At 68.0% G+C, this 18119-nt stretch carries 19 protein-coding genes and 1 riboswitch; of the genes, 15 read left to right on the top strand and 4 right to left on the bottom strand.

The window, feature by feature from the left end; translation table 11 throughout:
* Positions 1–19: 19 nt before the first annotated feature.
* A riboswitch (TPP riboswitch) is annotated at positions 20–139 on the top strand.
* The 4 genes from thiO to AC3IT0_RS14840 all read left to right on the top strand — a co-directional run bounded on the left by thiO (position 132) and on the right by AC3IT0_RS14840 (position 2969).
* Positions 132–1517: a glycine oxidase ThiO gene (gene thiO / locus AC3IT0_RS14855; RefSeq protein WP_489320507.1), complete on the top strand. Its 1386-nt coding sequence runs from the start codon at positions 132–134 to the stop codon at positions 1515–1517. Its footprint overlaps the riboswitch before it by 8 nt.
* Positions 1514–1750 carry a sulfur carrier protein ThiS gene (gene thiS, locus AC3IT0_RS14850; RefSeq protein WP_489320506.1) on the top strand — a complete coding sequence of 79 codons (237 nt, stop codon included), beginning with the start codon at positions 1514–1516 and terminating at the stop codon, positions 1748–1750. The genes thiO and thiS overlap by 4 nt, the downstream gene beginning before the upstream one ends.
* Positions 1751–1754: 4 nt before the next feature.
* Complete coding sequence (locus AC3IT0_RS14845) at positions 1755–2570, top strand: thiazole synthase (protein WP_489320505.1); 816 nt, start codon at positions 1755–1757, stop codon at positions 2568–2570.
* Between the two features lie 72 nt (positions 2571–2642).
* Entirely contained in the window at positions 2643–2969 is a 327-nt protein-coding gene (locus AC3IT0_RS14840) for a 4a-hydroxytetrahydrobiopterin dehydratase (protein WP_489320504.1), read from the top strand.
* Between the two features lie 73 nt (positions 2970–3042).
* Here AC3IT0_RS14840 and AC3IT0_RS14835 read toward each other — a convergent pair whose 3' ends face one another.
* Genes AC3IT0_RS14835 through AC3IT0_RS14825 form a run of 3 tightly spaced genes read right to left on the bottom strand, consistent with a single transcriptional unit; the run spans position 3043 to position 4340 of the window.
* Positions 3043–3345 (bottom strand): hypothetical protein, encoded by a 303-nt coding sequence (locus AC3IT0_RS14835; RefSeq protein ID WP_489320503.1) that lies wholly within the window; start codon positions 3343–3345, stop codon positions 3043–3045.
* Positions 3346–3399: 54 nt separating this feature from the next.
* Complete coding sequence (locus AC3IT0_RS14830; protein ID WP_354251332.1) at positions 3400–3624, bottom strand: DUF3107 domain-containing protein; 225 nt, start codon at positions 3622–3624, stop codon at positions 3400–3402.
* 50 nt (positions 3625–3674) lie between these two features.
* The gene (locus tag AC3IT0_RS14825) at positions 3675–4340 is read right to left on the bottom strand and encodes a TetR/AcrR family transcriptional regulator (protein WP_489320502.1); all 666 of its coding nucleotides are present in this window, start codon (positions 4338–4340) and stop codon (positions 3675–3677) included.
* Between the two features lie 84 nt (positions 4341–4424).
* Between AC3IT0_RS14825 and moeB the strand changes: the two genes are divergently transcribed.
* Positions 4425–5624 (top strand): molybdopterin-synthase adenylyltransferase MoeB, encoded by a 1200-nt coding sequence (gene moeB / locus AC3IT0_RS14820; protein ID WP_489320501.1) that lies wholly within the window; start codon positions 4425–4427, stop codon positions 5622–5624.
* A 149-nt stretch (positions 5625–5773) separates the two neighbouring features.
* On the opposite strand, the gene AC3IT0_RS14815 is transcribed toward moeB, so the two are convergent.
* A complete protein-coding gene (locus AC3IT0_RS14815; protein ID WP_489320500.1) occupies positions 5774–7087 on the bottom strand; it encodes a glutamyl-tRNA reductase in 1314 nt (437 codons plus the stop codon).
* A 158-nt stretch (positions 7088–7245) separates the two neighbouring features.
* Between AC3IT0_RS14815 and hemE the strand changes: the two genes are divergently transcribed.
* The 10 genes from hemE (at position 7246) to hemL (ending at position 18049) form a co-directional block, all read left to right on the top strand.
* Positions 7246–8352, top strand: a complete 1107-nt coding sequence (gene hemE / locus AC3IT0_RS14810) for a uroporphyrinogen decarboxylase (protein ID WP_489320499.1) — start codon at positions 7246–7248, stop codon at positions 8350–8352.
* A 4-nt stretch (positions 8353–8356) separates the two neighbouring features.
* Entirely contained in the window at positions 8357–9814 is a 1458-nt protein-coding gene (locus tag AC3IT0_RS14805; RefSeq protein ID WP_489320498.1) for a protoporphyrinogen/coproporphyrinogen oxidase, read from the top strand.
* A gap of 101 nt (positions 9815–9915) precedes the next feature.
* Positions 9916–10677 carry a hypothetical protein gene (locus AC3IT0_RS14800; RefSeq protein WP_489320497.1) on the top strand — a complete coding sequence of 254 codons (762 nt, stop codon included), beginning with the start codon at positions 9916–9918 and terminating at the stop codon, positions 10675–10677.
* Positions 10678–10797: 120 nt separating this feature from the next.
* Positions 10798–11496, top strand: coding sequence for a hydrogen peroxide-dependent heme synthase (hemQ, locus tag AC3IT0_RS14795; protein WP_489320496.1), 699 nt, complete (start codon positions 10798–10800; stop codon positions 11494–11496).
* Positions 11493–12710 (top strand): ferrochelatase, encoded by a 1218-nt coding sequence (locus tag AC3IT0_RS14790; protein ID WP_489320495.1) that lies wholly within the window; start codon positions 11493–11495, stop codon positions 12708–12710. The genes hemQ and AC3IT0_RS14790 overlap by 4 nt, the downstream gene beginning before the upstream one ends.
* Positions 12707–13693 carry a hydroxymethylbilane synthase gene (gene hemC / locus AC3IT0_RS14785; RefSeq protein WP_489320494.1) on the top strand — a complete coding sequence of 329 codons (987 nt, stop codon included), beginning with the start codon at positions 12707–12709 and terminating at the stop codon, positions 13691–13693. Before AC3IT0_RS14790 ends, hemC begins: the two co-directional genes overlap by 4 nt.
* Positions 13677–14549, top strand: a complete 873-nt coding sequence (locus AC3IT0_RS14780; RefSeq protein ID WP_489320493.1) for a uroporphyrinogen-III synthase — start codon at positions 13677–13679, stop codon at positions 14547–14549. Before hemC ends, AC3IT0_RS14780 begins: the two co-directional genes overlap by 17 nt.
* Positions 14546–15526 (top strand): porphobilinogen synthase, encoded by a 981-nt coding sequence (hemB, locus tag AC3IT0_RS14775; protein WP_489320492.1) that lies wholly within the window; start codon positions 14546–14548, stop codon positions 15524–15526. Before AC3IT0_RS14780 ends, hemB begins: the two co-directional genes overlap by 4 nt.
* A 59-nt stretch (positions 15527–15585) precedes the next feature.
* A complete protein-coding gene (locus AC3IT0_RS14770) occupies positions 15586–16692 on the top strand; it encodes an LLM class flavin-dependent oxidoreductase (RefSeq protein ID WP_489320491.1) in 1107 nt (368 codons plus the stop codon).
* A 37-nt stretch (positions 16693–16729) separates the two neighbouring features.
* Positions 16730–18049 carry a glutamate-1-semialdehyde 2,1-aminomutase gene (gene hemL, locus AC3IT0_RS14765; RefSeq protein ID WP_489320490.1) on the top strand — a complete coding sequence of 440 codons (1320 nt, stop codon included), beginning with the start codon at positions 16730–16732 and terminating at the stop codon, positions 18047–18049.
* Positions 18050–18119 lie beyond the last annotated feature (70 nt).

Genomic DNA, 18119 nt, shown 5'->3' with positions numbered 1-18119 from the left:
GCCTAATTCCCCTAAACTGGGCGAGTACTGCGGGAGCCCGTTGCAGCCGTCACAAAGCGGCCGGGCTGAGAGGGCGTCAGAGCCGACCGCTTGACCTGATCCGGCTAGTACCGGCGTAGGGAAGGAACCATATGCCCCCCGCAACAAACAACTCACGTGGGCGTGAATCAGCCAGCGTCCCCATCACGCACCCTGCCGTCCTGCACGCCGACGTGGCAGTCATCGGCGGCGGAGTCATCGGCCACGCCATAGCCTGGGAGGCCCGGCGGTCCGGCCGTTCGGTTGTGCTGATCGATGACGCGCCGGGCAACGGCGCCAGCTGGGCAGCCGCCGGCATGCTTGCCCCCGTGAGCGAACTGCATTACCAGGAGGAAGACCTCCTTGAGCTGATGCTTGCCTCCTCCGGCCTCTGGCCTGCCTTCGCGGCAGGCCTCGCCCTGGCCGGGGCTGGCGATACCGGATATCTGACGACGCCGACCCTCGCCATCGGCGCGGACGCTGCGGACCGCCGCGCGCTGATGGACCTCCGGGCCGTGCAGCAGGCCAGCGGCCTGATGGTGGAACTGCTGACTGTCCGTGCGGCCAGGACCAGGGAATCCCTGCTCAGCCCGGCCATATCCTGCGCCCTGGACATTCCCGCCGACCACCAGGTGGATCCACGGAAACTTGTGGCGTGCCTCCAGGAAGTCCTGGCCGTCCACGAACCGGGAGCAGGAACCGCCGTGGCAGGTTCCCGCGGGGGATTCGCCGTTGACCAACGGGCTGCAGCCCTTCTCTGGGAGGACGGCCGCGTCAGCGGCGTGAAGCTCGCCCACGGCGGAACGGTCCAGGCCCGGGAGACCATCGTGGCCAACGGACTGCAGGCGGCCTCGCTGGATGGCCTGCCGGATGGACTGCACCTACCCCTGCGGCCCGTCTACGGTGACATCCTGCGCCTGGCTGTTCCACGGCACCTGCGCCCGCTCCTCACCTCGACGGTCCGCGGAATGGTCCATGGCGTGCCGGTCTACATCGTTCCCCGGCAGGACGGCACCGTGGTGATCGGGGCAACGCAGCGAGAGGACGCGCTCGCAGGGACGGGCGACGCAGCTGTCTCGGCCGGCGGTGTCTACCAGTTGCTGCGGGACGCCCAGGTCCTGGTGCCGGCAGTGTCGGAGCTTGAACTCCTGGAATGCACGGCACGGGCCAGGCCGGCGACCCCGGACAACGCACCTCTCCTCGGCCGCGTACCGGCTTCCTCCCTAGCGGAGGGGAACACGGGGAGCGGGATCACGGGCAGCGGGAACACAGGGAACATTGCCGGGCTGATCGTTGCCACCGGGTTTTTCCGCCACGGAGTGCTGCTTGCTCCAGCGGCGGCGGCCATCTGCCGGGACCTGCTGGACGGCCGGACCGACCCGCGATGGGCGGCCCTCAGCCCGGCCCGCTTTTCAGGAAAGCACCACGGAGCCGGCACACAGTCCCTGCGCAAGGACATCAGCACGAAGGATCTCGACCCACAGAAGGAATCAGCATGAACATCACCCTTAACGGCTCGCGCCATTCCGTGGCGGAGGACGCCTCCATCACGACGCTCATCAGCCAGATCACCGGCCGTCCTCTCGCGGCCAACGGCCAGGCGACAGATGGGCAGAAACTTGGCGTCGCCGTCGCCCACAACTCCGAAGTAGTACCCCGCAGCCAGTGGTTCGTCACGGCGCTCGCCGAAGGTGACGACGTCGAACTGGTCACAGCAGTCCAGGGAGGCTGACACCATGACAGTAACCAGCAACATCACCACACAAAACCGGCCCGAGGACACTGACCGGCTGGTGATCGACGGCGTCGAGCTCGGCTCCCGCCTCATCATGGGCACGGGCGGCGCCCCGAGCCTCGACGGGCTGGGCGCCGCCCTGCTGGCCTCCGGAACCGAACTGACCACGGTGGCTTTGCGGCGCTATTCGCCGGCAGAATCGGGGTCCCTTTTCCAGCTCCTGGTGGACCACGGGATCCGGATCCTGCCCAACACTGCCGGCTGCTTCACGGCCCGGGACGCGGTTATGACGGCGGAACTGGCCCGCGAAGCGCTGGAAACAGACTGGATCAAGCTGGAAGTCATCGCCGACGAACAGACCCTGCTGCCGGACGCCGTCGAATTGGTGGATGCTACGGAACAGCTCGTTAACCGGGGCTTCAAAGTATTCGCCTACACGAACGATGACCCGGTCCTTGCCCTTCGGCTGGAAAACCTGGGTGCCGCCGCGGTTATGCCGCTCGGTGCGCCCATCGGCACCGGCCTGGGAATCCTGAATCCACACAACATCGAACTGATCGTCTCGCGCGCCTCGGTGCCCGTGGTGCTGGACGCCGGCATCGGCACGGCATCCGACGCCGCGCTGGCCATGGAGCTTGGCTGTGATGCCGTGCTGCTGGCCACTGCGGTCACGCGTGCGCAGAACCCGGCACTCATGGGGGAGGCCTTCAAACACGCCGTCATCGCCGGTAGGCTGGCGAAAGCGGCCGGCAGGATTCCGCGCCGCGAGCACGCCCTTGCGTCATCGGCCATGGAAGGCCGGGCAGAGTTTCTCTAGGCCGCTTACTCCACGCCTGGCGCCCTCGACCAACGCAGGGGCGGGCTCACCGGACGAGCCAAGGAGGACGCTGTGGCCGGCAAGGAAGATACACTCACGCAGGAGCGGATCGACGCCGTCCTGGCCGGGCTGCCCAACTGGCAGTACCGGCTGGGCGGGCTCGTCGCTGTCTACAAGACGCCGACGGCGGCCGCCGCACTGGAACTGATTGCCGCCGTCGGACGCCTGGCGGAAGAGCAGAACCACCACCCGGACCTTGACTGGCGCTACAACAGGGTGCATCTGCGCTACACGTCCCACGACGCCGGCGGCGAGGTCACGGAGCGGGATGCCGCTGCTGCTGCGGCGGTCAGTGCTGCTGCCGCCCGGCTCGGCGCCACAGCCCAGCCGGTGGGTTAAGCCGCCGGCTAAAGGACCGTGACCACCACCCTGCTGGGTGGTGGTCACGGGTACTTAAGGAACGGGCCCAAAACTACAGTTTGAGCGCCTCCGTCAGCCGCTGCGTATCGTGGCTTTCGCGCGTCCGGCCCAGGTACATGACCGTCCCGACGGCAGCGACGGTGCCGAGCGCCATGGGCAGAACCCAGGGAATCCACGTCAGGCCGGGCTGGTAGCCAAAACCTGCCGCGATGAAGATGATCCAGCTGACCGTACCGACCACCACGGCAACTCCGGCGGGCAACCCGGTGCCGTACCGGGTGTGGCGCTTGTCATTGGCCCAGACAATAAAGCCTGCGGCCGCTGTGACCAGGACAACGATGGTCAGCGAAAGCATGGAATCTCCTCGGAAAGCAGCGGCCAGCCGCCAAGGCGGCTGGCCGCGGACGTGCTAGAACTGGCCGAAACCGACCTTGCGGGCCTCTTCGGCGCCGATTTCCACGTAGCCCAGGGCGTTGCCGGGAACGATGATGATGCGTCCCTTGTCGTCCTTGAGGCGGAGGTCGGTGCCCTTGGTGATGGCTTCTTCAACGACCGTGGCTACAGTGTCAGCATCCTGAGCCGATTCCAGGACGATTTCGCGGCCGATGTTCTGAATGCCGATCTTAATTTCCAAAAGGGGGCCTCCCAGCCAATCAAAGTTTCTTGGGTTCTCTTATTTGTAGTCTAGGACTCTTTGGGGAAGCGAGAGATTCCGCGCCAAGCTAAACGGTAAATGAGGTCACTGGCCACATCGAGGTCCAGGTTCCCGTCCGTTTCGAGCCAATAACGGGCGCTGACCTGGGCCATGCCGGCCAGGCCGCGGCCCAGGAGCTGCGCCTCCAGCGGGGGAAGTTTGGTGTCCTCGGCAATCACGCGGGCAACGGCGTCCGCGAAGGTTTTGTTGAATGTCTCGAGGCGTGAACTGACGTCGGGATCGTTGATGAGGTCCGATTCGAAGACCAAGCGGTGCGCTTGGTCGTCGCTGGCGATGAAGTGGTAGTAAGCACGCATCACGGCCTGGACACGTTCGTCGTTGTCGGTAGTGGAGCTCAATGCACCGAGCATCAGGTCCGTCAGTGACGCGAGATGGCTGTCCAGCAGGGCAAGATACAGCTCGCGTTTGGACGGGAAGTGCTGGTACAGCACCGGTTTGCTGACATGGGCCGTTTCGGCGATTTCATCCATGGCAGCGCCATGGTAGCCGTTGGCGACAAAAACCTCCTGGGCCGCCGCGAGGAGCTGCGCCCGGCGCTCGTCCCGGGGAAGCCGGGCGGACCGCTGGCCTGCAGTGCGTTGAGGTGTTGGCGGTTCCCCGCCGGACGCCCGGTCAGCCCGTGCTTCATGGACCACAGTTGCCCTACTTTCCCTTGCCGTTACTTACACAATACTGCGCGGTAATATGACCGGGCGGTATCTCGGGGCATACATTGAAGTATGGCTTCGACTTTGACCGTAAATGATTCCTCTGTCTCGCTTAAACCGCTGGTGGAGCCCGCCGGTGAACTGACGCCGGCCGAGGTGGAACGCTACTCGCGACACCTCATCATTCCCGAAATCGGAGCGGTGGGGCAGCGGCGGCTGAAGAACGCCAGGGTGCTGGTCATCGGCGCCGGTGGACTGGGCTCGCCCGCGCTGCTCTACTTGGCGGCAGCCGGCGTCGGGACCCTGGGAATCATCGACGACGACGATGTGGACCTCAGCAACCTGCAGCGCCAGGTGATCCACGGCGTCGCCGACGTCGGACGGCCCAAGATCGAATCCGCGCGGGACGCCATCGCCGCACTGAACCCGCTCGTGGAGGTCCGGCTGCACAACGTCAGGCTGGATGCCTCCAACGCACTGGAGCTGTTCGCGGACTACGACCTGATCCTGGACGGGGCGGACAACTTCGCCACCCGCTACCTGGTCAACGATGCCGCCGCCATCCTCGGCAAGCCCTATGTGTGGGGATCGATCTTCCGCTTCGACGGCCAGGTCAGCGTGTTCTGGGAAAAGCACGGACCCACCTACCGGGACCTCTATCCCGAGGCCCCGCCGGCCGGATCCGTGCCCTCCTGCGGCGAGGGCGGCGTCTTCGGCATGCTCTGCGCCGGTGTGGGTGCCCTCATGGTGACCGAGGCGGTGAAGCTGATCACCGGCGTCGGGCGTTCACTCCTGGGCCGGGTGGCACTGTTTGATGCCCTGGGCGGCAGTTGGCGCGAGATCCGCGTGTCCAAAGACCCGGCGGCGGAACCCATTACGGAGCTGACCGATTACGAAGCGTTCTGCGGCATCACCCCAGCCGCTTCCGCGGACACCGAGCACACGGTGACGGCGACCCAGCTGGCCACCATGCTGGCGTCCCGGAAGGCAGGCCTGAAGGACTTCGAGCTGGTGGACGTCAGGGAAACCGGCGAACACGACATCGTGAGCATCGACGGCTCGGTGCTGATCCCGCAGGGCAGAATCCTCGCGGGGGAGGCCTGGGCGGAACTCCCGCAGGACAAGGACATTGTGTTCCACTGCAAGGCCGGTACCCGGTCAGCGAATGTGCTGGAGGCCGCGAGGAAGGCCGGCTACCAGCGGGTGAGCCACCTCGACGGCGGAATCCTGGCCTGGGTGCGCGACGTGGAGCCGCAGAAGCCGATCTACTGACCATACGACGCTCTCTCACCTTTCGCCCCTAATTCGACGACGCTCTCTCACTACCTTGAAGGAAGTGAGAGAGCGTCGCTGAGAAACCTGAAATAAGTGAGAGAGCGTCGTTGAGAAACGTGCAATAAGTGAGAGAGCGTCGCTGGGGGTCAGGCGGTTTCGAGGCCCCGGTGGTCCACGGGGCACTCCGCCGGTGTTGCGGCAGCAGGCTGCTCCACGGTGATGCCGTACAGGGTTTCGAGCGCGGACACGTAGTCGTCCTGCTGGCCGTTGGCGGCGAGCTCACGGGCACGGACAGTGGGCACGTGCAGCAGCTGCTTGACCATCCGGCGGAGGGCGAACTCCACTTCCTCAGCGGCGGCCGTGCAGCCGTGGCGGGCGCGGACACGCTCCATTTCCGCGTCCAGGACGTTCATGGTGTGCCTGCGGAGCGCCACGATCGCCGAATCCACCGAGCGGGCTTCCCGTTCCTGTTCGAAGGCTTGGGCCGCGCCGGACACAATGCCGCTGGCCTGGGTGAGTGACTCGGCCTGTTCCTGGGGTGCCGCCAACCGCACGGATTCGAGTGTGAGCAGCTCAACGCCGTCGAGCTGGCCGACTTCCGGGTCAAAATCATGGGTGAGGGCGAGGTCAATCGCGATCAGCGGCTGGGGGGACTCGGCGCGGATCTCGGCAAGTTCGCCGGCCTCAACCCTGGTGTCGGAGCCGCTGCAGCCGATCATAACGTCAGCCGCGGCAACTGCCAGCGGCAGGGAATCGCTGTCCAGCGCCATTCCGCCGCGGGTGGCGACGAACGCTTCGGCGCGTCCCGACGAGGAGAACACGGAGATGTCGGTGCAGCCCCGTTCGCGGAGCAGCGCCATGGTGGCGCCGGCATAGGCGCCGGTGCCGAACACCACCACCTTCTTCGCTGACCAGTCGGGGCTCTCGGAAAGATCGGTGGCCAGATCCAGTGCCACCGAAACGATGGACAGGCCCCGGGAACCGAGGGCGGTCTGCGCACCGACATCCTTGGCCGTTTTGGACGCGGCCTGGAAGAGGCGAACCAGACCGGAGCTGGCCGTGCCCTCGTGCTGGGCAGTGATGAGGGCGCGGCGGACCTGGCCGGCGATTTCACGTTCACCCACGACGGCGGAGTCCAGCCCGGCGCTGACGGCGAAAAGGTGCTGGCTGACTTCGGGGCCGGTGCGCGTGCTGAAGGAGCGGGACACGAGCTGTTCGTTGAGTCCGCTGAGGCCGCTGATCTCGGACACGAGGGCGGCGCGGGCAGCCTCAACATCGTCAGCGTGGGGCGCTTCGCCGTAGATTTCGTACCGGTTGCAGGTGGCAAGCACCACCGCACCCGTCACTGCCGGCGATCCGGAGAGTGCGGATGTGGCGATCCCGGAAGCACCGTTGCTCAGTTGAGCAACGGTCTCAAGGTCGATGTCGGCGTGTGTAGCCACCAATGAAAAAAGAACCACAGCAGATCAATCATAGCTTTTTCGTTGCCCGGTAGAACAACCCGCCAATCGGCCACGGGCGGTGGAGGGCCGTGATTCCTGCCACGGTGCGGCCGGGGCGGCTCCAGGTGACAGGCTGTCGTTATCTTTTAGGGCCAATTTTGGGCACAATCAAAGGCATGACTTCCAGCTCCGCCGTGTCCAATGCCGTGTCTGCTGCCGGTGCCCTTGCTGCCGACCATCCGCTGATGGATGGCCGCACCGCAGATTCGCCGCTCATCACGGCTTACCGTGGCGGCAAGCCGTCGCGGCGGCCGGTGTGGTTCATGCGGCAGGCCGGGCGCTCCCTGCCGGAGTATCTGAAAGTGCGCGAAGGCGTGGCAATGCTGGATTCCTGCCTGCGGCCCGAGCTCGCGGCTGAAATCACGCTGCAGCCCGTCCGTCGCCACGACGTGGACGCTGCCATTTTCTTCTCCGACATCGTCATTCCGCTCAAGCTGGCCGGCGTTGGCGTGGACATTGTGCCGGGCGTGGGCCCCGTGCTGGACAAGCCGGTGCGCACGGCTGCAGACGTGGCCGCCCTGCCGCAGCTCACCTGGGAGGCGCTGGAACCGATCCGCGAAGCCGTGCGGCTGACCGTCGCCGAGCTGGGCAAGACCCCGCTGATCGGCTTCGCCGGGGCCCCGTTCACCCTTGCCGCCTACATGGTGGAGGGCAAACCCTCCCGTGACCACCTCGGCCCGCGCACCATGATGCACGCAGACCCGGAAACCTGGACGGCGCTGGCCAACTGGGCCGCCGACGCCTCGGGAATGTTCCTCCGCGCCCAGCTGGAAGCCGGCGCCTCCGCCGGGCAGCTGTTTGACTCCTGGGCAGGATCGCTGGGACTGGCCGACTACACCAAGTTCGTGGCACCGGCCTCGGCCCGGGCGCTGGACCACGTCCGCCACCTCGGCGCGCCGCTGATCCACTTCGGTACCGGAACCTCCGAACTGCTCGTTGCCATGCGCGACGTCGGCGTGGACGTGGTGGGCGTGGACTACCGCCTTCCGCTGGACGAGGCCAACCGGCGCCTGGGCGGAACGGTGCCACTGCAGGGAAACATCGATCCCGCGCTGCTGTCCGCGCCCTGGGAAGTGCTGGAAGCCCATGTGCGTGCAGTCATTGCAGCAGGCGCCTCTGCGCCCGGCCACGTGCTCAACCTTGGCCACGGTGTGCCACCCGAAACCGACCCCACGGTGCTGACCCGCGTTGTAGAACTCATCCACTCCATTTCCCCGGAGTAGGACCGTGGGCAGTTCCGCGACGCCGGCCCAGACCGCCCTTGTCCTGGGCGGCGGCATCTCCGGCCTGCTGGCCGCACGGGAGCTGGCAGCTGCCGGACGCACCGTGACCGTCCTCGAAGCCACAGCATCCTGGGGCGGCTGCGTGGGCAGCCATGTGGTGGCCGGCCTCACCTTGGACAGCGGGGCAGAGTCCTTCGCCACACGCTCCTCAGCCGTGGCTGAGCTTGCGGATGAACTTGGACTCGGCGACAAGGTTGTGGCGCCCCGCCCGGGCGGTGCCTGGGTACAGCTTCCGGACGGCCCGCGCGAACTGCCGAAGACGGGAGTCCTGGGCATTCCGGCCAACCCCTGGGACCCGGAGGTCAGGCGGTCGCTGGGGTTTGTGGGTTCGCTGCGGGCGTCCCTGGATAAGTACCTGCCGGCTTCGATCGGTGCGTCGGCGGACGTCACCAGCGTCGCGGCGCTGGTGCGGGCCCGGATGGGCCGCCGGGTGCTGGAGCGGCTCGTGGCCCCGGTGGTGGGCGGCGTGCATTCCGCGGACCCCGGTCTCCTGGACGTGGACATGGTGGCCCCTGGCCTCCGGGCGGGAATCCGTGAGCACGGTTCCCTCGCGGCCGCGGTGGCCGCCCAGCGGCGCGGTTCCACCCGGCCGTCCGTCGCGAAGGCGGGCTCCGCCGTCGCCGGCCTCAACGGCGGGATGCACACCCTGGTGTGGGCCCTTCTCAGCGATCTCCGCAGCCGCGGGGTCACGCTGCTGAGCGGAACAGCCGCGGACGCCGTCGAACGGACGACGGACGGGTGGCGGGTCACCGCCGGTGACGCAGCGTACGACGGCGCCCTGCTGGTGGTGGCGCTGCCCGGCCCGGCCGCGGTGGGGCTGCTTCAGGCGGCCGTACCCGCCCTCGCCGGCAGGAGCCCCGAAAGTGGGCCGGATGTCCAGCTCGTCACCCTGGTGGTGGACCTGCCCGAACTTGACCGCCGGCCGCGTGGTACCGGGATCCTGGTAGCGCCCCAGACGCCGGGCATCCAGGCTAAAGCCCTCACGCATGCAACCGCGAAGTGGGACTGGCTGGCCGCTGCCGCAGGTCCCGGGACCCACGTGCTGCGGCTCTCGTACGGCCGGCTGGAAGCTTCGGAACCCGGGAGGCTGGCAACCGGGACCCCGGATACCGGCGGCGCCGCCCCTGCCCTCGACACCGAACTCCTGGCTGCTGCCCTGCATGACGCTTCGTCCCTGCTGGACGTCCCGGTGCAGGGGACCGACGTCGTCGGCTGGGATGTTGTCAGGTGGCAAGGGGCCCTGCCGTTCGCGGCCGTAGGACACAAGGCCCGGGTGGCCGAGGTCAGGAAGCTCTGCGCGGCAGAGGCCGGCCTCGGCATTGTGGGCGGGTGGGTTGCCGGCAACGGACTCGCCGCCGTGGTGGCTGATACGCGAAAAGAAATTCGCAGCCTGCTCAGCTGACCATCGCCCCTGTTCAGCCGTAGATGGGCACGCAAGGGACCCCTCCTGGGCGCAGTTTCCGGTTTTCCATCCGCCCCCTGATGTGGCTAGGGTCGATACCTATGGTTACTTACAGGTCCGAAATTTCCCGTTCCCGGACCAGTATCCATGGGGGACTCCGGCGTGGCGCTGCAGCGGCTGCCGTCGGAGCGGTACTGGTCCTGTCCGCCGGCGTTCCGGCATCCCAGGCGGCTGACGGCAGCGCCGAACCCACAGGGTCCGCCGACGTTGCGTCCGAAGGGGGCCTCGCCGGGGTCAGCGGCCTGCTGAATGGCCTTCTGGGCGGTACCGGCGCACAGGCCAAGGCCTCACCGGAACCGACTCCCGCCCCCTCAGGATCTTCCGCTCCGACGGCCACGGCTACACCGTCTCCCGCCCCGACGTCCACGGCCCCCACGTCGACCGCGCCGACGACGTCTGCCAGCCCGGCGCCCCAGGGCACAACTCCGAAGGGCACGGCTGCGCAAGGCACCGTCCCGCCGTCGAGTGCTCCGGCCCCGCTCAGCACGTCCCCGGATGCCGCCGCTTCAAAGGCAGGCACGCAGCCGAACGGCCAGCCCGGCGCCCCCGCCGACGGGACGCAGGATGCCGGACAGGCCGGCGAGCCCACTGCGGACCAGTCGTCGCAGGGTGCCCAGAGCGCCAACGCCACTCCTGTTTCGGGACCGGGGCGGCACGGAAACGCACCTGCCAGCCGGGACAACATGGCATCCGCCACGGCAGCCGCCGCGGCGGCCGAACCCGCGAAGGTCTGGCTTGGCGTGGGACTGGTGGGGTCCGCCGGAGCCGCTGGACTCCTTTTTGCCCGGATCCGCAAGATCTGATGTCGGTGGCGAACCGGCTCAAGACCCACACGGCGCCGAACCTGTGACATTCAGCACTTCTACGTCTTGTAGAAGTCGCCGGTTTCGACTTGGCGGTGTGGAAGGGGCAAACTGGTAACCATGAGCCACACTTCTGCCGAATCTGTCACTAAAACCGAATCAGCCGAGCAGTTCTTCACTCTCTGGACTGTTTTCAAGCGGTCTGAGGAACTGGTGCGCAGCGCCGACGCTGCCGCCGATTTCGATGCCCTGCTGGTCCGCCTGGCCGAGGCCGGCGTGACGCACCGCGGCAGCTACGACGTCTCCGCGATGCGCGCCGACGCCGATGTCATGGTGTGGCTCCACGGCCCGAAGCCCGAAGCGCTGCAGCAGGCCATCCGCGACATCCGCCGCAGCACACTTTTCGCCGGAACCGAGATTGTCTGGTCCGCCATGGGCGTCCACCGGGAAGCCGAGTTCGCCAAGAACCACACGCCCGCTTACTCACGTGGTGTGGCCCCGGCCGAATGGCTCTGCGTCTACCCGTTCGTGCGTTCCTATGAGTGGTACATCCTGCCCGACGCAGAACGCGGCAAGATGCTGCGAGACCACGGCATGCTGGGCCGCGAGTTCCCGCAGGTCATCTCCAACACGGTATCCTCGTTCGCGCTGGGCGACTGGGAGTGGATCCTGGGACTGGAAGCCCCCGAACTGGTGGACCTCGTGGACCTGATGCGCCACCTCCGCGCCACCGAAGCACGCAACCACGTACGGGAGGAAATCCCGTTCTACACCGGCCGCCGCATCACGGCAGCCGAGGTCGCCGAGGTCCTCGCATGAGCGGGCTCTCCTTCTCCACTGCGCTGAACCCCGTCACCGAACGCTTCCGCCAGGCTCCCAAGCAGTACGACGCCGTGCTCCTCGCCTCCTTCGGTGGCCCCGAAGGCCAGGACGACGTGATTCCGTTCCTGCGCAACGTGACGCGCGGCCGGGGCATCCCGGACGATCGCCTCGAAGAGGTTTCGCACCACTACCGCGCCTTCGGCGGAATCAGCCCCATCAGCCAGCAGAACCGAGAGCTCAGGGCCGCCCTGGAAGCGGAGCTCACAGCCCGCGGCATTGAGCTTCCCGTGCTGTGGGGCAACCGCAACTGGGACCCCTACATTCCTCAGACCCTGCAGGACGCCTACGACGCCGGCCACCGCAGCCTGCTGATGCTCACCACCTCCGCGTACACCTGCTACTCCAGCTGCCGCCAGTACCGCGAGGACATCGGCATCGCCCTGACGGAGAGTGGCCTGGACGGCAAGCTCGAGGTGGACAAGGTCCGCGCCTACTTCGACCACCCCGGCTTTATTGAGCCGTTCGTGGAAGGAACCGCAGCCGGGCTGACCAAGGTCCGTGCCGAACTGGCCGCCGCCGGCATTCCTGACGCGCCCGTGCGCGTGCTCTTCGCCACGCACTCCATCCCGACCCGTGACGCCGAAGCTGCCGGAGCCTCGGTTGACGAGCCGCGTGAATTCGAGGGCGACTCCGCCTACGTTGCCCAGCACCTGGCCAACGCCCGCGCCATCATGGCCGCCGTCGCCCCCGACGTCGAATGGGACCTCGTGTACCAGTCGCGCTCCGGAGCCCCGCACATCCCCTGGCTGGAACCGGACATCAACGACCACCTCGAGGTCCTTGCCGAGCAAGGCCTCAAGGGCGCCGTCATTGTGCCGCTCGGCTTCGTGAGCGACCACATGGAAGTTGCCTGGGACCTGGACACCGAGGCCCTTGAAACGTGCAGGAACCTGGGCATTGCGGCCACCCGCGTGCCGACGCCGGGAACCCACGCCACCTTCGTTTCCGGGCTCGTGGACCTGATCTGCGAACGCACCGTGGAGCAGCACATCGCCGAACGCCCGCATGCCACCGAACTCGGTCCCTGGTATGACGTCCTCCCGGCCGGCTGCTCCGAGAACTTCCGCGGTGCCAAGCCCGTCATCGCGGAGAACGGCTCCACGATCGGTGCCGGCCACGCGGCCTACCCCGTTGCGGAGGGCGCCAAGTGACCGTACGCATCGGAACCAGGGCCAGCAAGCTCGCCCTGACCCAGACCCAGCAGACGGCGGACCAGCTGGCCGCCGTCGGAGGCTTCCCCGTGGAACTGGTCCGCATCACCACCGAGGGTGACGTCAAGACCGGCTCGCTGTCCCAGATGGGCGGCACCGGAGTGTTCGTCGCCGCCTTGCGCGATGCCCTGCTGCAGGAGACTTGCGACGTTGCCGTGCATTCGCTCAAGGACCTTCCCGTGGGTGCGGCACCGGGTCTCACGATCGCCGCAACGCCCAAGCGCGTTGATGTCCGCGATGTGCTGTGCGCCCGCGACGGCCTCACGCTGGCGCATCTGCCGCAGGGCGCCAAGGTGGGCACCGGCTCGCCGCGCCGTGCGGCCCAGCTGCGCGCCGCCCGCCCGGACCTGGACGTGCAGGACATCCGCGGCAACGTGGACACACGTTTGGGCCGCGTCCCCGGACTGCCCGGTAACGCGGAAGACGCCCCCGGCGACCTTGACGCCGTCGTCCTCGCTGCGGCCGGACTGGAACGGATCAACAGGCTTGATGCCGTGAGCGAATTCTTCGAGATGGACGTGATGCTGCCGGCGCCGGGGCAGGGTTCGCTGGCCATCGAATGCCGGACGGCTGACGCCCCGCGCAAGGCGGGTTCCACCGAGGGTTCGCAGGGTGTTTTGGCGCAGGCCCTGGCCGCGCTCAACGATGAGGACACCCGCCTCGCCGTGACCGCCGAGCGTGCCGTGCTGGCCCGTCTCGAGGCCGGCTGCGCCGCCCCAGTGGGTGCCTTCGCCTACCGCAAGGGCAGCATGCTGTACCTTGAGGCGGCGGTGTGCGCCGTGGACGGCACCAGGTCCGTGCGTGAGAAGAAGGCAACGGACGGCCTCACCGAGGTCGGTGCCACACTGCTCGGCATCGAGGTGGCCGAGCTCCTGCTGGCCGCCGGCGCCGCGGAGATCGCGGACCTTGCCGCCTCCCGATGATCTGGCGGGCGCTCTGGGTGGCCGGCGCGTCCTGATCACCCGGAGCGCCGACCGTGCCGGGCCGCTGGCCGCGCTGCTCGGCAGCCTGGGGGCCGAGCCGCTGGTCCTGCCGCTCATCGATTTTGAACGGGCCGCGGACCAGCCGGCCCTGGATGCCGCGCTGGATGACCTGGTGGCCGGTGCCTTCGACTGGCTGGTGGTCAGCAGCATCACCACCGTGCGTATGCTCGTGGAAAAGGCCGCCGAGCGCGGGAGCACGCCGGCTGCACTGGTGCCGGGGCGAACGCGCGTGGCCACGATCGGGCCGTCCTCCCGGCGGATCCTGGAGGCCGCGGGCATTCCCGTGGCGCTCGCCCCGGTGGACATCCAGTCCGCCGAAGGGCTCGTGGACCTCTGGACCGCGGCCCCGGCGCGCGTGCTGCTGCCACAGGCAGACATCGCGGCGCCTGCACTGCGCGATGGCCTGGCGGACAAAGGGGCCGACGTCACCGCTGTTGTGGCCTACCACACCGTGGACTACCCGGCCCGGCCGGGACTCCGCCTGGACGCGGAACTGCCGTCCGCCGTCGGAGTTTCCAATAACACCGCGCGCGAGCTCACTCCGGTGCAGACGCGCGGCGAGCTCGACGCCGGGACCATCGACGCCGTCGTGGCCGCCTCGCCAAGCGCCGCACGGCGCATCGCCGCGACCCTCCTGCCGCTGGGAACGTGCCGCTTCATCGCCATCGGGCGCCCGACGGCGGCGGAGGCTGCCGCCCTCGGCATCACGGTTGCTGCCACCGCCCAAGTCCCCACCCCGGACGGCATCGTGGCCGCGCTGGGCACCGTATTCGCCAACGAAGGGAACACCCGATGAGCTTTCCGAACCACCGCCCGCGACGCCTCCGCACCACGCCCGCCATGCGCCGGCTCACCGCCGAATACCGCCTGGCGCCTGCTGACCTGATCCTGCCCGCGTTCATCCGCGAAGGCCTCAGCGAGCCCTCGCCCATCTCCTCCATGCCCGGCGTGGTGCAGCACACCACCGATTCGCTCAAGCGGGCCGCCGCGGAAGCCGTGGAACTGGGCGTCGGCGGCATTATGCTGTTCGGCGTTCCCGCCGTGCGCGATGCCCGCGGCACCGCGTCCCTGGACCCGGACGGCGTGCTCAACAAGGCCATCCGCGACGTCCGCGCCGAGGTGGGCGATGACCTGGTCATCATGGGCGACGTCTGCCTGGACGAGTTCACGGACCACGGCCACTGCGGCGTCCTGGACGCCGACGGCTATGTGGACAACGACGCCACCCTGGAGATCTACGGCCAGATGGCCGTGGCCCAGGCCGATGCCGGAGCCCACGTGCTGGGGCCTTCAGGCATGATGGATGGCCAGATCGCTGTGATCCGCCAGGCCCTCGAGGAATCGGGCCACAAAAACACCGTCATCCTGGCCTACGCGGCCAAGTACGCCTCCGCCTTCTACGGCCCTTTCCGGGAAGCCGTGGACTCGCAGCTCAAGGGCGACCGCCGCACGTACCAGATGGACGCCGCCAACCGCCGCGAAGCCATCCTCGAGGTGGAACTGGACCTTGAGGAAGGCGCAGACATGGTCATGGTGAAGCCGGCCATGAGCTATCTGGATATCCTGGCCGACGTCGCCGCCATGAGCCCCGTGCCCGTCTCGGCCTACCAGATCTCGGGTGAATACGCGATGATCGAGGCCGCCGCCGCCAACGGCTGGATCGACCGGCGGGGCGCCATCACGGAATCCATCCTCGGCATCAAGCGGGCCGGCGCCAACACCGTGCTGACCTACTGGGCCTCCGAAGTTGCCGGCTGGCTCAAGGAGTCCTGACCGGTGGGAATTCTGACGCGGCAGGGAATGTTTCCGGACGCTCCGTGGTTTGTATGCGTATGCATGAAAATAGCGAGCCTTCCGTAACCCCTCCGTCAACCCCGGGCAACCCCACCGCCCCCGTCCCCGCGGACACCATCCTGCTGGGCGTCAGCACCTTCGGCGACGTGGATCTGGCTGCTGACGGCGCACCCAAGCACCACGCCCAGGTGCTGCGCCAGGTGGTGGAACAGGCCAAGATGGCCGACGCCGTCGGACTCCACTCCTTCGGCGTGGGGGAGCACCACCGCAAGGACTTCGCCGTCAGCGCGCCGGACGTGGTGCTGGCGGCCATCGCCACGGCCACGGAAAACATCCGGCTCGGCAGTGCGGTCACGGTCCTGAGCTCGGATGATCCCATCCGCGTCTTCCAGCGCTTCGCCACGCTCGACGCCCTCTCCAACGGCCGCGCCGAAGTGATCCTGGGCAGGGGTTCGTTCACCGAGTCCTTCCCGCTCTTTGGCTACGACCTGGGCGACTACGACGCCCTGTTCGAGGAGAAGCTGGACATCTTTGACCGCGTGCGGTCCCAGAACCCGGTGAACTGGGACGGCCGCACCCGGGCGTCGCTTCGCGGCCAGATGGTCTACCCGCACGTGGAAGGGCGCCTGCTTCCCACCTGGATCGGCGTGGGCGGCTCACCGCAGTCCGTCGTCCGTACGGCCTCCTACGGATACCCCATGGTGCTGGCCATCATCGGCGGCGAACCCGAGCGCTTCCGTCCCTACGCCGATCTCTTCCGGCGCACCCTGGCCGAAGCCGGTAAGGAACCGCAGGCACTCTCCGTGCACTCTCCCGGCTATGTGGCCGAGACTGACGAGCAGGCCCTCGAGGAGTACTACCCGCACTGGCTCGCCACCCGGAACAAGATCGGGGCCGAGCGCGGCTGGGGACCGGCCGGGCGCGGCGAGTACGAAGCCGCTGCAGACGAGGACGGCGCCCTGTTTGTTGGTTCCCCGGAAACGGTGGCGGCGAAGATCGCCCGGCTCAAGGGCACCCTCGGAGCGGACCGCTTCGAGATGAAGTACAGCAGCGGCACGCTGCCCCACGAGCAGATGCTGCGCTCCATCGAACTGTTCGGTTCCAAGGTGGCGCCCCGCGTTGCGGACATGATCGCGGATCGCTGAGGCAGGATGCCACCGCAGGGGATGGAAGAATAGGGGCATGACTCGCTCCGAAGCCCTCTTCGCCCGTGCCCAGACCCTGATGCCCGGCGGCGTCAACTCACCCGTCCGTGCCTTCGGTTCGGTGGGCGGAACCCCGCGGTTTATGGTGTCGGCCCAGGGCCCCTACCTGACCGATGCCGACGGCAAGGAATACGTCGACCTGGTCTGCTCGTGGGGCCCGGCCCTCCTGGGACACGCCCACCCGGCCGTCCTGGAGGCTGTGCACGCCGCGGTGGACCGCGGTCTCTCCTTCGGCGCGTCCACCCCGGACGAGGCCAACCTGGCAGCCATCGTCCAGGAGCGCGTGCCGGCCGCCGAACGCGTCCGCATGGTCTCCACCGGCACCGAGGCCACCATGACCGCAGTCCGGCTGGCCCGCGGCTTCACCGGCCGGAACCTCATCATCAAGTTCGCCGGCTGCTACCACGGCCACCTGGACGGGCTGCTTGCCGCCGCCGGATCGGGTGTTGCCACCCTGGCGCTGCCGGGCTCGGCCGGCGTCACCGAAGCCACAGCCGCCGAAACGCTGGTCCTGCCCTACAATGACCTCGCCGCCGTCGAAGCCGCCTTCGCTGCGCACGGGCCGAACATCGCGGCCGTCATCACCGAAGCCGCCCCCGCCAACATGGGCGTGGTGACACCGGGGGAGGGCTTCAACCTCGGGCTGTCCCGCATCACCCGCGAGCACGGCGCCCTGCTGATCGTGGACGAAGTGCTCACCGGCTTCCGCACCGGATACTCAGGCTACTGGGGCCTCACCGGCGGCGCTGCTGACGCAACGGAGCCGTGGACCCCTGACCTGCTCACCTTCGGAAAGGTCATCGGCGGCGGAATGCCGACGGCGGCCCTCGGCGGGCGTGCCGACGTGATGGACTACCTCGCGCCCCTCGGCCCGGTGTACCAGGCAGGCACACTCTCCGGGAACCCCGTGGCCATGGCAGCCGGCGTAGCCACCCTGACGCACGCCACCCGCGACGTCTACTCATTCGTGGACGCCCGCTCACTGGAGCTCTCCTCGGCGCTGTCCGTTGCACTGGAAACCGCCGGCGTGGACCACTCCATCCAGTTCGCCGGGAACCTCTTCTCCGTGGCGTTCGGCACCTCCGCCAACGGCGTCCACAACTACGCTGACGCCCAGGCCCAGGAAACCTTCCGGTACGCGCCGTTCTTCCACTCCATGCTGGACGCCGGCGTTTACCTGCCGCCGTCGGTCTTCGAGGCCTGGTTCCTCTCGGCAGCCCACGACGACGCCGCGATGAACCGGATCTTTGACGCCCTCCCGGCCGCAGCAAAGGCCGCAGCTGCCGCCAAAGGCTAGCTCCGCCGTCGTACGCTCTCCAGCGCCGGCAACGGCATTAAGCCAGAAATCCCCGCCTCCCGGACAAATC

The organism is Pseudarthrobacter sp. KH_020_B, from assembly GCF_057840185.1.
This window is presented reverse-complemented; position numbering and strand designations above follow the sequence as displayed.

Excerpts from the sequence above, each read along its gene's own strand:
- thiO (WP_489320507.1), top strand. The coding sequence starts at position 132 with ATGCCCCCCGCAACAAACAACTCACGTGGGCGTGAATCAGCCAGCGTC.
- moeB (WP_489320501.1), top strand. The coding sequence starts at position 4,425 with ATGGCTTCGACTTTGACCGTAAATGATTCCTCTGTCTCGCTTAAACCG.
- hemQ (WP_489320496.1), top strand. The coding sequence starts at position 10,798 with ATGAGCCACACTTCTGCCGAATCTGTCACTAAAACCGAATCAGCCGAG.
- hemL (WP_489320490.1), top strand. The coding sequence starts at position 16,730 with ATGACTCGCTCCGAAGCCCTCTTCGCCCGTGCCCAGACCCTGATGCCC.
- thiS (WP_489320506.1), top strand. The coding sequence starts at position 1,514 with ATGAACATCACCCTTAACGGCTCGCGCCATTCCGTGGCGGAGGACGCC.
- AC3IT0_RS14770 (WP_489320491.1), top strand. The coding sequence starts at position 15,586 with ATGCATGAAAATAGCGAGCCTTCCGTAACCCCTCCGTCAACCCCGGGC.
- AC3IT0_RS14790 (WP_489320495.1), top strand. The coding sequence starts at position 11,493 with ATGAGCGGGCTCTCCTTCTCCACTGCGCTGAACCCCGTCACCGAACGC.
- AC3IT0_RS14800 (WP_489320497.1), top strand. The coding sequence starts at position 9,916 with ATGGTTACTTACAGGTCCGAAATTTCCCGTTCCCGGACCAGTATCCAT.
- AC3IT0_RS14835 (WP_489320503.1), bottom strand. The coding sequence starts at position 3,345 with ATGCTTTCGCTGACCATCGTTGTCCTGGTCACAGCGGCCGCAGGCTTT.
- hemB (WP_489320492.1), top strand. The coding sequence starts at position 14,546 with ATGAGCTTTCCGAACCACCGCCCGCGACGCCTCCGCACCACGCCCGCC.
- AC3IT0_RS14845 (WP_489320505.1), top strand. The coding sequence starts at position 1,755 with ATGACAGTAACCAGCAACATCACCACACAAAACCGGCCCGAGGACACT.
- hemE (WP_489320499.1), top strand. The coding sequence starts at position 7,246 with ATGACTTCCAGCTCCGCCGTGTCCAATGCCGTGTCTGCTGCCGGTGCC.